This is a genomic window from Streptococcus catagoni, from assembly GCF_011421425.1.
GTDB lineage: Bacteria > Bacillota > Bacilli > Lactobacillales > Streptococcaceae > Streptococcus > Streptococcus catagoni.
In genome coordinates this window covers 84,665-99,716 of record NZ_WPCW01000004.1, presented here as the reverse complement: position 1 = coordinate 99,716, position 15,052 = coordinate 84,665, and the positions used below count along the sequence as shown (strand labels likewise).

Below are 15,052 nucleotides of genomic sequence, written 5' to 3'. Positions count from 1 at the left end.
AGAGGGTATGGCTTTACGTAGGGGTACTGCTTATTTTCTTTTCATCTCTCCAATTAAAGTTGATAGAGCCTTAATAACCCTGTCTTGTTGACCTGAAGAAAGTGCTTTGATTTGCACAATGAGATCAGCCAGTTCTGAGTTTTTCTCAACCAAACTAGTGTCAAAAAATTCTTCAAAGTCTACATCAAGTGCTTTCATCACTTTTTCTAAAGTCTTTACTTTTATATTGGTGGATTGGCTTTCTAATTTGTAAACGTAATTAGTTCCCAGATCAGCTTTTTCCTCAAGTTGTTCTTGAGTCATTCCTTTCTCCAGCCTTAAAAGTCGTATTCTTTTTGATATATATTTTTGTAAAATTTTATTCTTCATAGCATACTAACCTCATAGTGACATTCTACACAGATATGACATGTTTTTTTAGATTTTTAATGTCATTTTTGCTATTTTCCAACTTTTTAAAGTGTAACGATTATTATTATAACATAGTGTTTTTTTAATTCTATTTTTTTTTAGTTTATTTTTCTTTTAATATTCTAAAAAATACTATATCTGGCTGTAGATAGAGGCTATAAGAAGAGTTCATTGATTTCATGTGTTATAATAGCCTTAACAAGGAGGTTTGAGATGACGAAAAATTACAGATTAGCAGAAGTTTCCTACCAACTCTTAGGCGAACGTGGGGTTAGTTTAGAAGATATTGCAGACCTAGTCTTATCCCTACAGAATCACTACATTCCCAATCTTAGCTATGAAGAATGCCTTGACAATGTCTCAGCTGTTTTGAAAAAACGTGAAGTTCAAAACGCCATTATCACCGGAATCGAACTAGATAAACTAGCTGAAAAAGACCAGCTCTCCCAGCCACTACTAGATATTCTAAAAAAAGATGAAGGTCTCTACGGCATTGATGAAATTTTAGCTTTATCTATAGTTAATTTGTATGGTTCTATAGGTTTTACTAATTATGGCTATCTAGATAAGGCTAAACCTGGTATCATAGCAGAGCTCAATCGCAAGGATGGCAATAGCTGCCACACCTTCTTAGATGACATTGTTAGTGCCATTGCTGCAGCTGCGGCTAGTCGCATTGCCCATAATGACCCTGATAAAAGTGCCATTACCAACAAAAATTAAGAAAAAGGCTATAGGAATTGACCTCTACCACTTAGACTTTATGTCTAAGCTGTCAGACTGGTCTTTCCTAGCCTTTTTTATTTTAAGGGAAGATAAACCTGAAAACAAGTCCCCTTGCCCAATTGACTGACGAAGGTAATCTCACCATCTAAGAGCTCAACTATTCTTTTAACAATGGCCAAGCCAAGACCATTTCCTTCTTGAGCATGGGACTGATCACTCTGATAAAATTGTTCAAAAACACGGTCTTGATCTTCCTGGGCAATACCATATCCCTGATCTTCGATGCTAACCCAGACACCCTCGTTTTCTTTTTCAATGCTAATCTTTAAGTCAACCTTTTGAGCTGAATACTTGATGGCATTGTCAATCAGATTGATCCAAATCTGCATGCTTAAATCTGGATCAGTAACTATCCTTATAGGATAACTTTGAAAGTCAATGGCTATGTCTTTTTCTTTCCATTTTTCCGTCAAGAGGATCAGGGCATGCCGCAACTGCTCATCCAGACGAAGTTCTTCTTTTTTGACCTTATTTCCCTTGTCAAGGCGAGAAAGATTCAAAATATCATCACAGAGTCGGCTTAGTCTCAATGTTTCAGACTGCATAATCTCTAAGAGTTCATTCCTATCTCTTTCCTCCAATTGACCAGAAGCCAAAAGATCACTCAACCCCACTAAAGAGGCCACAGGGGTCTTTAATTCATGCGACACATTGGAAATAAAGTCCCGTCTCAATTCGGCTACCTGCTTTAAATCATCAGCCATCTTATTGAAATTTTGTGAGAGCTCATCAATTTCATTATGGTAGGGCGCCTTATCTTTAGGATAACTTTTCCTGACTATCTTTACAGAAAAATGACCTTTAGAGACTTGCTTAACAGCTTCATTAAGCTGTCTAATGGGCTTTGTCAGATGAAGAGAACCCTGCCACATGATAAGACTTCCAATCAGCATAATGACTAGTGTGTAGATACCAATCCAAAAGCCAAGGCCACCTGATAAAGCAAAGACCAATTTTAGAAGAGCCACCAAACAAAGACCGAGAAAACAGGTGATAGCCAAGATAAACACAAAAAGAAGGACAAAGTAAGAGCGAAGTGAAAACTGTAAGTTCTTATCTTTTTTCATTTTTCAGCCTTCCCTTATAACCTAAGCCTCTAATGGTGAGGAGTTCAAAGTCTTTGTTGTCTTTAAACTTGTGTCTTATCCTCTTCACGCAGGCATCTACCAAACGTTCGTCCTTATCATCTTCCATTCCCCAGATATCATCCAGTAGATCCAGACGAGTAAAGATCTTTTCAGGCTTATTCAGCAATTTATAGAGTAAATAGAATTCTTTTGGCGGCACCTGCATAATTTGCTGGCTATCCAAGTCAGTGACCGTCAGTTGCTTGTAATCTAGGCTGGTATGAGCAAAGGTAAGCACCTGTTCAGCCTCTAATTGAGCCCTTCTTAAGAGAGCCTTGACCCGCAGAACCAACTCTGGAAGTCTTAGAGGTTTTACCAGATAATCATCAACACCCAGCTTAAAGGCTGATTCTAAGGATTCTAACTGCGATTTAGCCGTAATCATCAAAACAGGCAAAGTATAGCCTGCTCCTCGCAGAGAATCTAAGAATTCATAGCCATCCATCTGAGGCATCATGATGTCACTGATCACCAGGTCAATATGCTGTTTATCCATAAGATCCAGAGCTTCTTGTCCATTATAAACAGAATAAACACTAAAATGTTCCTGCTTCAACTTGGTTGAAATCACTTTATTGAGAGATTTATCATCTTCAGCTACCAATAGTGTAAACATAAGAACTCCTTTTGCTACCATTATAACACAGAACAGCTCTGCTATTATTGCCTAAGAAGACGCCCCTCTTTCAAGACATAAACCCTATCAACAAATTCTAAGATGTTCCGATCATGGGTGACCATGAGAGCCGCTTTTTTCTTACTTTTAACTTCTTGTCTGATCAATCTGGCAATGTCTTTGCCTCTTTCAGGATCTAAGCTGGCTGTTGGTTCATCTGCTAGGATAAGCTGAGGATCGCCAATAAAGGCACGCGCAATGGCCGCTCTTTGTTTTTGCCCACCGGACATCTTACTAGGGTACTTATTTTGACAATCACTAATATCCAATTCTTTTAAGAGCCGTTGAATGTCCTCGGTCCTTTCTTTCTTATCACTGATTCCCTTCATCTTAGCCACCATATCCAGTTGTTCTTTAATGGTCATATAAGATAAGAGCTGGTGATCTTGAAAGATAAAGCCTAGGAGTTCCTGACGCCTTTTGGTCCATTCTTTTTGTTTAAGATGAGAAAGATCCTGATTGGCAATTTTAATTTGCCCACCATCTGCCGACAACAAGAGCCCTGCTATAGACAAAAGCGTTGACTTGCCAGAACCAGAAGGACCCAAGATAGCCACAAATTCATTTTCGGCTACTTCTAAGTCCATCTGATCCAAAATTGTACGGCGGCCTTCACCGTCTTTAAAGCTTTTTGTGATTTGTTTTAATTCTAATAATGACATCTTATTCTCCATTTCCACCAATAACCTCTACTGGATCCACTTTTCTTATTTTAAGAAGAGACAGAGCTCCGCAGATAATTGAAATGACGACAAAACTTAAGGAAACCGTAAGGACATTCTCAGCTCGCAGGTAAAATGGCATAGCTGCCGGTAAGAATCTAGCAAGTACGCTGGCTAGGATAAGTCCTGTCATGACCCCAAAGATGGCCAATAAGGAAATTTGTGAGAGTTGAATCCTACTGATTTGTCCCATAGACATCCCAATGGCTTTGAGTACGCCAAATTGTTTTAATTTCTGAAGGGTCAAGATATAAAAGAAGACCCCTAAAATAGCTGAAGAAGCTACCAATAAGACCCAAGTAATCATTGTTAAGGTGGTATGCTCTGCCATATAGCCAGGAATCTTTTCTATGATTTCTTTTTGACCATAAAGCTTGACATCAGCCTTTAAGTCCCCTTGCTTGATCTGATCCTTGGTCATCATAGCCTGAGGTGTCCATTTGTAGTTGGGAGTATTTACCCGACGCATCTTGCTGTAGGTCTCTTGACTAATAAAGCCTACTGGACTGTGGCCATACTGAGCATTGGAAGTAAAGGCAACTACAGTTAATTTTTCCTTGGAAGCCTTATCTGTAATCTGATCACCAAGCTTGACCCCCATATCCTTAAAGGAACTATCCAAGATAATGTCCTTAGCTGACTTAGACAAAGCCTTGCCACTGCTTAATTTTGGTTTTAAGAGCTTATGCTCCTCAATAGCAAAATAGGTCATGTCCTTGGTATCGGATTTACCTGGCAGTTGAATTCCTGATCTTTGAATGGCAAAGCCTGCGGCATTTTCTAAATGCATGTCCTTAAGGGCAGTCACATCTTTTTCTTTCAAATTGGAAAAGTTCAGAACCCCTTCTGAATCATCTGATAGGATATAAGAAACATCTCCATAGTTTTCAATCTGTGCAGAGACTGCCCTGCCTAGTCCATTGGTTAAACCTGTTAAAAAGATAACCATAAAGATCATCAAAACAATTAATAATTCTATTAATAAAAACTTTTTAGGTTGGTATTTTAGTTCGCTCCAAGCTACTTTCATAAGAATATCTCCTTTCAATTCTGCCCTAGTATAAAACAGAAATATGACCTGAATATGACCAAATAAATCTTGTTTTTTTCTTTTTTTAATACTCTCCTTAGGTGCTGCCGTCCCCACCACTTAAGAAAAGCATCAAAAAAGAAAGAAAGGAAAAGAAAAAGCCCTCTTCTGGTTGAAGAGAACTTTTGGCAAAAGAAATCACTTATTAAGATTGACCAAGTACATAGGTAAGCTGAGAAGCTTGAGCTGCGGAGAAGGTTCTGTAGGAAATTATTCCTAAACCAACACAATTAGATTCCGAAATAAGAATCGATCCATCATCCTTCACTTCTTCAACAATGGCCACATGGCCATAAATAGGATCAGCACCAGCCTGACCTGGACTAAAGGAAACAGCTGAACCTAGGCTTGGCTTATGACTGGTCTGGTAACCCTTTTTATATTGCCAATCACCACCATTACCCATAAAGGCATCAAAGTGGAAACCTAATTCTTTAGCACGATTATAAACATACCAAGTACACTGACCCCACGGATAAGAGGCTGCACTATAATTAATCATTTGGTTTAACTTAGAAACCCTATAACCCAAAGGTACAACTTCCACACTGGCTGAAGACTGAATCCTCAACTCTGCTGGAATAGCCGGCGTACCACCGTGTTGATCAATCCATCTATCCATTTCTTCCATGATCTGAGCACGTCTTTTGCCGGTACCACTGGTATCAGTGAAATAAACACCACCCTCAAGAGACAGATTTAAAAGACCAGCCGACAGTCTTTGAGCTTTTCTATCTTGAATAGCAAAGCTGGTATTTTGGTTTTGGATGATTGTTTCCTTTGTCATCCTGGTCAGAGCAGCCTCGTCATTAAACTTTTTAGCCATTTGAGGGGCATTATCAAAGGCAGCATAACCAAACATATTAGCACCAGGCTCAGTCGCTACACCCTGTGTTCCTAAAGAACTTTCAGCCATGGCAATAGCTACAATAGCACGTACATCTAAACCACTGACTTTTTCCCATTCAAGCAGTTTTTTACCATTGATGCGCTGGCTATCATAATGAATAGCAGTACTTTGTAAGTAACCATCTATCTGTGCCGCAGTGATACCATAGCGATGTGATAATAAATGATGGGTATAAGCATCAGAGCCAGACCAATGATCAACATATCTGGCACTAGCAATAGCAGATGGCATCTGAAGATCTAATGCGGATGAAGGCGCTGGAGCTTGATAAGCTGGATTTGTTACAGCTACATTGGCCTTATTTGCTGCTAAAACCTTTGGAGAACTTGAAGGCTGTGGACTCGTTTTTGCAGCCTGATCTGAACTAGGAAGACCTGGCTTGGTCTTTGGTGCTGGAGCAGCTTTTTCAGTTTCAGAAGGTTCTGTTGAAGGCCCACTTGAACTTATCTTGGGACTAGAAGCTGTCTCGTCATTTGGTTGAGAGCTAGAGCTGTTTGCTGCTGGCGCTTCAGTAGCAGGTTCACTGACCACTGATGAAGAACTGCTTTCACTAGTTCCTACCCCATCAGTAGAAGCTACTTCACTTTCTGATTTTTTAGACTCTATCTGATTGTCTGAAGCATTGTTAACCACTAGAGGTGTTTCTTCGGCTAAAACACTGACTGTTTGAATACTTTGGCTGGCTAAAATGACCAACATCAGTAAAGCCATCAATTTGTCTTTTTTCAATTTTAATCTCTTTCTAAGTTTTTTCTTCATTATAGCACTTTTTGTTGGGATAGGTAAGACAAATACCAAAATTTCCTTAAAAATAGGACTTTTTCCAATAGTTTTATATTTTTTGATGCTTTTCTTAGGTACTTAGAGCAAAAGCTGTTTTCTTTTAAGGATGTCTTGGTTAAGAAAAGTCGTAAAAAAACACGTTAAAAGCGCCTAATCTCAAGAAGAGGCGCTTTTCAGTTTGAAGAAAAAGTCATTTTTTGATACCTTCCTTAGGTTCTGCCGGAGGTAGGTTAAACAGTCAGGGGAGTGACTGCTTAAGAAAACCAAAGAATTCCATGCCTAACTTTCGAGCCTAAGGTCTGGCAAGTTCCGACTGTCTAAAATATTGATATTAAAGGTATTCTAGACACTTTCAGCACGGCGGAGCTAGCCTTAATAAGCTCGCGCTTGCTCGCAGAAATAGGAAATGTATTGATAGCCTGAAGAAGCTTCTTAGCCTATTGGTCTAGGTAAATAGGGTTTGTCTACAGTCTGAAGTGCCTCATTTTTGAAATTAGGCGCTTTTAAACTTCCCAAAGAGGAGGTGATTATTTTTTCAGTGACTTGACATAAGCATCCACAGCTAGCAGAGCACTGGCTACATCTTCTGCACTGATCTTAAAGGGCATTTGATGGATGGTTTCCCCTTCAATGGTTGCTTGTTTTCCGATCTGCAAGAGCTCTTCAAAACTAGCCTGCTCAAGGTGCATTTCCTTTAAGCTAGTCGGTAGTTGTAAGGCCTGATAGAATCTAATATAACGATCAATCTCTTCCTTAGGTCTATCTTCTAAGAAGAGTTGAGTTAGGGTGCCATAGGCTACCTTTTCACCATGTGTTAAGTGGTGAATATCGCCTTCTAAGGCTGTAAAACCATTGTGAATAGCGTGTGCTGCCGCAAGGCCTGCACTCTCAAAACCTAGGCCACTTAAAAGAGTGTTAGCTTCCACAACATTTTCAAAAGCCTTGGTCACTACTTTTTGTTCACAGCTTGCCATGGCCTGTAAGCCATCAGCAAAAAGTGTTTCTTCACAAGCCTTGGCAATGGCTAGCCCAGCAAGGGTCTGTCCCTTACCTAACATAGTATCTCCATTTTTTTGCAGAACTGCTCTAGCTTCAACCCAGGTAGCTAAACCATCAGCAATACCTGAAGCCAGTAAACGTGGCGGCGCCTGACAAATGACCTCAGTATCCACCAAAACCAAGTCAGGATTCTTAGGATAAAAAATATACTTCTCAAAGGCGCCCTCTTCTGTGTAAATAACAGACAAGGCTGAGGTTGGGGCATCTGTTGAGGCAATAGTTGGTGCAATAATGAGCGGAATCTCTAAAAGACTAGCAATTGCCTTCGCACTATCAATGGTCTTTCCGCCACCCAATCCAATGATCAGATCATTCTCATTTTCTCTTCCTAGCTTGCTGACACGGCTGATTTCCTGATCAGAGGCCTCTCCATTGAAAGAAACACTAGTAACAGCCATATCATTAGCCTTTAAATGGTCAATAAAGCGCTGGCCAACGATACCATAGACCACATCATCACATAGCACAATTGGCTTTTTACCCAGTTGTGCAATCATATCCTGATTATCAAAAAGGGCATTCTTTCCTTGTATATAACGTGAAGGACTTGCAAAAACTCTCATTGTCATCTTCTGTCTCCTTTATTTTTAATTCAACTCAAACAAACTTCCTCAAATAGAAGTCTTATGATAAATAGCTTCCCAATCCTTAGAAAAATCATCTACAGCCTTTTGGATGGACGGCATGGCAAAGCCTGCCTCAAAAACATCTGGACTAGCAGTGATGGCTTGCGCTCCCAAGGCAAAAGCCTTATTGACTTGACCAACATTCTTAAAACTTGCTGCCAGAATCTTACTGTCTGAGCACTCTCTGTCAATAGCCTCCGCTAGCTGACCAATGACCGTCTCAGCATCAATGTTTAAATTTTCCATGCGGTTGTAGTAAGGCGCTAAATAATCTGCCCCTGCTTCTATGGCCAAGAGCCCTTGGAAAAGAGAGTAAATAGCTGTCGCTGTCACATGATAACCATCAGCCTTCAAGCTTTTGATAGCTGCCAAGCCCTCAGTGGTGACTGGAACCTTGATAAAAATCTGATCCCCACAGTGCTTTCTAATCTCAGCAGCATCTCTTAAGATGCCCTCATAATCTTGGGCAATGACTTGAACATGGATAGAAGCCTTGTCACCAATGATTTTTCTAACCTCGGCAATGCGTTCAAAGAAATCAATCTTACCTTCTTTTTTAGCAATGGTAGGATTGGAAGTCACCCCTGCCAAGGGCAAGATGCGCGACCACTTCTTAATCTCCTCCACATTGAGAGTATCTAACATATATTCCATTTTTCTTATCCTCTTTTAAAGTGTGTGTTCTGTTCGTTCGATAATGTCATCCTGAGTGGCTTTTGACAGCACATTGAAGAAAGCAGAATAACCCGCCACGCGCACAATCAAGTCACGATGCTTTTCAGGATTCTTTTGAGCATCAATCAGAGTCTCACGAGATACCACATTATACTGAATATGATAGCCATGAAGCCTGTTAAAGAAGGTTCTCAAAAGGGCAATTAACTTAAGCTTATCCTCTTCCTTGGCCAAGGTTTGTGGATTGACCTTCTGATTAAGAAGAACACCCCCAACAATTTCCTCAGTTCTGAGCTTGGAAACAGACTTCAAGACCGAAGTTGGCCCCTTCTTATCCATACTGTGTTCAGGTGAGCAACCCTCAGCCAGAGGCGTTCCAGCATGACGCCCATCAGGCGTTGCTAAAGTCCCCTTACCCTGCCCCACATTAGCAGAAATAGACGAAGTCCCTGAATAACGAATCCCCCCAATTGGCCCACGACCATAACGAGTATTAGGATACTTAGCGATCTCATCAATGTAAGTGTCGTAAGCTTCCACCACCAAACCATCTGCGTAGTCCTCATCATTACCATATTTTGGTGCATCATTAATGAGCATCTGACGGATCTCTTCGCCGCGGTCACCCGCGAAATCGGTTTCCAGCGCATGCCATAATTCCTGAGTAGACAGGCGTTTTTCTTCGAAGACTAATTTTTTTAGCGCTGCTAAAGAATCAGCAAGGTTGGCAATACCCACTTGCAGACCAGAGATAAAGTCGTAGACTGCTCCGCCTTCCTTCAGAGTTTTACCCCGACCAATACAATCATCTGTAAGAGCTGAACAAAGAATATCAGGTACTTCACGCTCTAGACCAAGGTCTATGGCGTTTTCCACAATGACGCTCATCTGGGTAATTTCACGCAGGGTGGCATCCCAGGCCTCTTTTAGCTCTTCATAGCTACTCATGTTTGTGAAGTGGCCATGTCCCTTAGCAAAACGTTTACCTGAAGCAGGGTCAATGCCGTTGTTCATGGTGATGAGAAGGATTTTAGGGAAGTTGATATAGCTCATGCCGGTACAACGATAGCCCCACTTACCAGGAACTGCGGTCTCCACACAGCCAATAGCTGAGTAGTCATAGGCGTCTTCTTCAAGAACTCCCTTCTTAATGAAGGAAGGGATGATGACTTCGTCATTGTTCATGGCTGGCATGCCAAAACCAAGCTTCATGACTTCGATACAATCATTCATAAAGTCCTTGTCTAAGCCCTTATGGTAGCGGACAGTCAGGTTGGGCTGAGGTAGTTTTGTTTGGGCTACACTGCGTAAGACCAGATAGGACATCTTGTTAACGGCGTCTTTTTTGTCTGGGGTTTGACCACCGATGGTGACATTTTGGTAGAGTGGGCTTCCTGCAGATGAGAAGGTGTGAGATTGGCTGCGAACCTTGTTGATAGTCAAGGTTTTTATCCACAGGTTGGTCAGGCGTTCCACAATAGAATCTTCTGTCTCACGTCCTGCTTCCAAGTCTGCCTTGGCAAAAGGATACATGTATTGGTCAAAGCGGCCATAGGATAGAGAGTGTCCATTGGATTCAATCTGCAAGATACATTGGATAAACCAGACGGATTGGACAGCTTCTGCAAAGCTTGTAGCTGGCTCATAAGGAACTTTTTCACAGATCCGAGCCATTTCTAAAAGTTCAGCTCTGCGATCCTCAGAAGCCTTTTCAGCCAGTTCTCTGGCTAAGTTGGCATAGCGTTTGGCATAGTTTTTGACGGCATCAATGACGATGAAAACAGAGTCATAGAAGTGGTACTTATCGATATTTTCTGGGACGGTCAAGTCAAGGGCTGCCTTGGCGGCGCGGGCTCTTTCTTCAAAGCCCTTAAGGCCATAGTGAAGCAGTTTTTGGTAGTTGACAGCCAGGTGAGCATCGCCAGAGTTCATCTTGCCTTCCATGCCAAAGAAGCCTGTTTCCATGTAAACGTCCACTTCTTTTGGTAGGAGCACACCTGCACGGGCTCTGAGATTATTATTTTCCCAGAAAGGGGCAATGGAGCGCAGTTGCTCCTTGGTTTCTTCAGTGATGTAGAAAACATCGCCATCTCGTTTTTCAAAAAGATCTAGCTCATTGATGACAAACTCCAAGGTGTACTCTGGAAAGATAGGCGCATCCTTGTTGGAAGAAGCTTGGTTCCCTGCAATCAGGCTCTCCTCCTCAATGTAGATGGTCATGTTTTCTAAGATATTGGCAAGCATATAGGCTCTTTTGAGATTAGCTGGCTTATCCATGTGCTTTTTGTAAGTCTCAGTGACCAGCAAGGCTCTTTCGGCATCAATATATGGTTTTTTGGTCAATACAGATTCCCGGTACTGGTTCATCCTCTGGGTCAAGCTTCCAAAGTAAGCTTTACTTTCTGTCATGGCAGATCTCCTTTGTTTTCTTTCGTAATCAATAAAGTTTCTTTCGTAATAATTTTACCATATTTGGCCAGCCCGGACATTGGGCTAATGAAGGATAAAGAAAAAGAGATAAAAACTGCACTATTGTGCAATTCTTATCTCTCAGACTGTAGGCAAAATCCTATTTATCTAGTCCAATAGGCTAAAAAGCTTCTTCAGGCTATCAATACATTTCCTATTTCTGCGAGCAAGCGCAAGCTCTAAACCAAGACTTTTTGCTGTGATAGAAACGCCTGAAACATTATGGTTTCAGGCGTTCGGAAGATTTGAGACCTTAGACTCAAATCTTAGGTATGGAATTCCGAAGGAAATCGCTACCATCTGCTATCACCCAAAGAAAGTCTTAAAAAATATTTTATCTCTTCAACTCTTGAAAGCTGTCATCCTTATCCACAGCTAAGAGGGCCAAAATGGTCTCTTGGTCTGTGACCAGATGGTTGATAAAACCAGCTTTTAGTGCTGCTAAGATGGCTGTCGCCTTTTCTTTTCCCCTGGCCACTGCAATGGTCTTAGGAATCTTAGCCAGCTGATCTAAACTGATACCAATAGTCCTTTCTTGCAAAGCTTGGTAGACACTTTGGCCTTCTTGATTGAAAAAACGGCAACAAACCTCGCCAACAGCTGCTTCTTGCCTTAGAGCTTGATAATCCTGGGCAGACAATAGGTCTCTCCAGACACTCTCTTCTTCCTGATGGGCTTCTCCTCCAATGCCTACAATGGCAAGATCTAATGTTTTCCAGTCCTCTAGGATCTGCTTCAAGTCCTGTGACTGGATCAGCTGCTCAGCGGCTTTCTTATTTTCTTGAACGACCAAAGCATTGATAAAGGAAGTTTCTCCATGGAAGATTTTAGCCAGACGATAAACCAGACTATTAACATGAAACTTAGCATGGATATGGCTAGGCCCGCCAGCGAGGGGTCTGATCTTCACCCCTTTTAGAGACCTTGGCTTAGATTGGTCAATCATGTGACTGAGGGTAGAGCCCCATGCAATGCCAATCTGATCACCATCCTTGACAGTTCTTCTGACCAGTTCAGCTGCTGCCCTGGCAACCTTCATCAGCCTCATATGGTCATCATCTTCTTGCTCCTGGGGGATAATGTCAATCTTTTCTAGACCATATTTGTCTTTCACATAGGCCTCTAAGGCAAATAAACTGACATCAAAATCCTTAATTTCTACCTTCAGAATCCCCTCATCCTTAGCCTTGGCTAACATTCTGCAAATAGTGGTTCTATAAATCCCCATTTCTTTGGCAATCCGTGTCTGACTTTTACCTTCTATGTAGTGCATATAGGCTATCCTAGCCAAAAAACGTCTCTTATCTTCTTTCATTGTTTCTCCATTAAGAAATCCCTGATCAGTTGACAAAGGCCAGCTTAATCCCATGCGAAGTCAGCAAGGCCTCTGTCTGCTCATCAAGTCCCTTATCTGTAACAACTCCTGTAACCCTATTCAAAGACAGGTGATGCACCAGACTAGGCTTTGTAAACTTGGAAGAATCTGTTAAAACAATGGTTTCTTCGGCAATCTCAGACATATAACGGACACCCTCTGAACGCATCATATCCTTACCCATAAAACCAATATCAGCATTAAAGCCATCAGTCCCTACAAAGAGATGCTTAACATGAAAAAGAGCAATCATTTCCTTAAGCAAAGGCCCAACAGTCACTTCTGAATTGGGCTGGTAAGTCCCTCCTAAAAGGATGATCTGACAGGTCGAATAATGACGGATATAATTGGCTATAAAAGCAGAATTAGTGATAATCTTGATGTTACGTTTGGTCTGACAAAGAACCTCTGCAAGCAGAGCACAGGTAGATCCTGATTCAATCAGAACAGTCTCATTATCATCAATCAAAAGAGCTGCTTTTTCTGCAATCTTTCTTTTGATATTGTAGTTATAGGATAATCTGACATTCAGATCATCCCCACTATTTAAAACCGCAAAACCATGTTGCCGATGCAACAAACCCTTGCCTTCAAGCTTATCCAGGTCTTTTCGGATAGTAACCTTAGAAACCCCTAGGATTTCTGATAGCTTGTTAACTTCTATTTTCTTCTCTTGTGATACCAGTTGGATTATTTTTTCTAAACGATTCATTGTTCACCTCACTTCCATTGTAACAATTTTGACCGTAAAAGAAAAGATTATACACCTTACGAACGTAATTGATTTATTTACGTTTATTTGGTATTATGACCTTATTAAGAAAGGAAGAAAAGCGCATGTCTCAAAGAGGAATTGTTTTCAACATTCAACATTTCAGTATCCATGACGGACCTGGCATTAGAACTACAGTATTCCTCAAGGGCTGTCCCTTGCGTTGTCCCTGGTGCGCCAATCCCGAGTCTCAAAAAAAATCACCCGAAACCATGCTCAAGGCTGATGGCAAAGGCTGCCAAACAGTTGGGGAAGAAAAGACAGTTGATCAGATCATTGAAGAAGTTCTCAAAGATTCTGATTTCTACCAAGAATCAGGTGGAGGCCTGACCCTTTCTGGGGGTGAACTCTTTGCCCAGTTTGAATTTGCCAAGGCCATCTTACAAGCAGCCAAAAAAGAAGGCCTGCACACGGCCATTGAAACCACAGCCTACACCAAGCATGAACAGTTTGTAGATCTGATTCAATATGTAGACTTTATCTACACAGACCTCAAGCATTATGACCAAATAAGACACCGCAAGGTGACAGGCGTTTCCAACAACCTTATTATCAAAAATATTCACTATGCCTTTGAAGCAGGCAAGGAGATTGTCCTTAGGATTCCTATTATCCCTGATTTTAATGACTCTTTAGAAGATGCCCAAGCCTTTTCTGAACTCTTTCAGGAATTAGATATCAAAAAAGTCCAGCTCCTTCCCTTTCATCAGTTTGGGGAAAACAAATACAAATTGCTAGGCAGAGACTACCAGATGGCGGGGGTTAAAGCCTATCACCCAGAAGACCTAGAAGTTTACCGCCAAGTCTTTGTCCAACATCAGATTGACTGTTATTTTTAAAACACTCCTAATTCTATTTTACTAGAATTCTACAGGAGTGTTTTTCTTATGTCTCACTTACTGGGTGCAGTGCCAAAATCCTGATTTTTTTGTTTTTTATTTTTCTGGAACTATGATCTTTCCATCAATAATTGCTTTTTTAACTTTTTCAATAGAATCTCTTAAAGCAAAACCAATACCAAAGATAAGATTGTAGCCGCTTGAAGCTGCTGTATCTAAGTTAGTCATGTATTCTGATTCATTTGAAGTTTGGAAATAGTCAAAGCCAGAGCCTTTTTCAATTGTTTAGACTTGCCTCATTTTTGTAAACCTTCCCAGGCAGATTGGTTAAAAAATTTGTCATCAATTCCACCTTGGTCCGTAACCATTGCAACTTTTATATCAGATGCCGTAGATGATTTTTGAACACGGCTGCCGCAGACAGACAAAGCCAAGAGAATAGTTGAGGCAAGACCTAGAGTAAGCAATTTTTTGTTCATCGACAAAGAAACCTTCTGAGTTTTTTAGTATGTAATATATGTTCTCCCTAGTCCTAATTGGTCAGGGAAGATATAATATATCATAAAAATTAAGAAAACAAACATTTTTTCAATTTTATTTCAATTTTTTTAGAAAAAACCGAACTTTTTCGCAAAAACCCCTATTTTTGTCCTATTATCTGTCAATTAGAAAAAGCAGAAATAGCAAAAGAGAGGCCAAGAGAAGCTCTCCAAACAGAGGCTTTCTCCGGTC

At 40.9% G+C, this 15,052-nt stretch carries 13 protein-coding genes and 1 pseudogene; 2 read left to right on the top strand and 12 right to left on the bottom strand.

From position 1 onward, the window contains the following. Positions 1 to 30 precede the first annotated feature (30 nt). Positions 31 to 369 carry a helix-turn-helix domain-containing protein gene (locus HBN42_RS07940; RefSeq protein WP_165994522.1) on the bottom strand — a complete coding sequence of 113 codons (339 nt, stop codon included), beginning with the start codon at positions 367 to 369 and terminating at the stop codon, positions 31 to 33. Between the two features lie 255 nt (positions 370 to 624). Between HBN42_RS07940 and HBN42_RS07935 the strand changes: the two genes are divergently transcribed. Then, a complete protein-coding gene (locus tag HBN42_RS07935) occupies positions 625 to 1,134 on the top strand; it encodes a phosphatidylglycerophosphatase A family protein (RefSeq protein WP_165994521.1) in 510 nt (169 codons plus the stop codon). 77 nt (positions 1,135 to 1,211) lie between these two features. Here HBN42_RS07935 and HBN42_RS07930 read toward each other — a convergent pair whose 3' ends face one another. The 10 genes from HBN42_RS07930 to HBN42_RS07885 all read right to left on the bottom strand — a co-directional run bounded on the left by HBN42_RS07930 (position 1,212) and on the right by HBN42_RS07885 (position 13,421). Continuing rightward, entirely contained in the window at positions 1,212 to 2,264 is a 1,053-nt protein-coding gene (locus tag HBN42_RS07930) for a HAMP domain-containing sensor histidine kinase (protein WP_165994520.1), read from the bottom strand. Continuing rightward, positions 2,251 to 2,940 (bottom strand): response regulator transcription factor, encoded by a 690-nt coding sequence (locus tag HBN42_RS07925; protein WP_165994519.1) that lies wholly within the window; start codon positions 2,938 to 2,940, stop codon positions 2,251 to 2,253. The genes HBN42_RS07930 and HBN42_RS07925 overlap by 14 nt, the downstream gene beginning before the upstream one ends. A 44-nt stretch (positions 2,941 to 2,984) precedes the next feature. Continuing rightward, the gene (locus tag HBN42_RS07920) at positions 2,985 to 3,662 is read right to left on the bottom strand and encodes an ABC transporter ATP-binding protein (RefSeq protein WP_165994518.1); all 678 of its coding nucleotides are present in this window, start codon (positions 3,660 to 3,662) and stop codon (positions 2,985 to 2,987) included. A gap of 1 nt (position 3,663) precedes the next feature. After that, positions 3,664 to 4,752, bottom strand: a complete 1,089-nt coding sequence (locus HBN42_RS07915; RefSeq protein ID WP_165994517.1) for an ABC transporter permease — start codon at positions 4,750 to 4,752, stop codon at positions 3,664 to 3,666. Positions 4,753 to 4,957: 205 nt separating this feature from the next. Next, positions 4,958 to 6,451, bottom strand: a complete 1,494-nt coding sequence (locus HBN42_RS07910) for a CHAP domain-containing protein (RefSeq protein WP_165994516.1) — start codon at positions 6,449 to 6,451, stop codon at positions 4,958 to 4,960. A gap of 581 nt (positions 6,452 to 7,032) precedes the next feature. Continuing rightward, on the bottom strand, positions 7,033 to 8,127 hold the full coding sequence (locus HBN42_RS07905) for a glycerol dehydrogenase (protein WP_165994629.1): 1,095 nt from the start codon (positions 8,125 to 8,127) through the stop codon (positions 7,033 to 7,035). A 48-nt stretch (positions 8,128 to 8,175) separates the two neighbouring features. Next, positions 8,176 to 8,844, bottom strand: a complete 669-nt coding sequence (locus tag HBN42_RS07900; RefSeq protein WP_165994515.1) for a fructose-6-phosphate aldolase — start codon at positions 8,842 to 8,844, stop codon at positions 8,176 to 8,178. A gap of 15 nt (positions 8,845 to 8,859) precedes the next feature. Continuing rightward, positions 8,860 to 11,274: a glycyl radical protein gene (locus HBN42_RS07895; RefSeq protein WP_165994514.1), complete on the bottom strand. Its 2,415-nt coding sequence runs from the start codon at positions 11,272 to 11,274 to the stop codon at positions 8,860 to 8,862. A 394-nt stretch (positions 11,275 to 11,668) separates the two neighbouring features. Further along, the gene (locus HBN42_RS07890) at positions 11,669 to 12,649 is read right to left on the bottom strand and encodes a sugar-binding transcriptional regulator (RefSeq protein ID WP_165994513.1); all 981 of its coding nucleotides are present in this window, start codon (positions 12,647 to 12,649) and stop codon (positions 11,669 to 11,671) included. A 25-nt stretch (positions 12,650 to 12,674) separates the two neighbouring features. Then, positions 12,675 to 13,421 (bottom strand): DeoR/GlpR family DNA-binding transcription regulator, encoded by a 747-nt coding sequence (locus tag HBN42_RS07885; RefSeq protein ID WP_165994512.1) that lies wholly within the window; start codon positions 13,419 to 13,421, stop codon positions 12,675 to 12,677. 125 nt (positions 13,422 to 13,546) lie between these two features. On the opposite strand from HBN42_RS07885, the gene HBN42_RS07880 reads away from it, so the two are divergent. Further along, on the top strand, positions 13,547 to 14,320 hold the full coding sequence (locus tag HBN42_RS07880) for a glycyl-radical enzyme activating protein (protein WP_165994511.1): 774 nt from the start codon (positions 13,547 to 13,549) through the stop codon (positions 14,318 to 14,320). Between the two features lie 144 nt (positions 14,321 to 14,464). On the opposite strand, the pseudogene HBN42_RS10135 reads toward HBN42_RS07880, so the two are convergent. After that, positions 14,465 to 14,799 (bottom strand): annotated as a pseudogene (locus HBN42_RS10135) (BMP family lipoprotein); the annotation flags it as partial. Between the last annotated feature and the right edge of the window lie 253 nt (positions 14,800 to 15,052).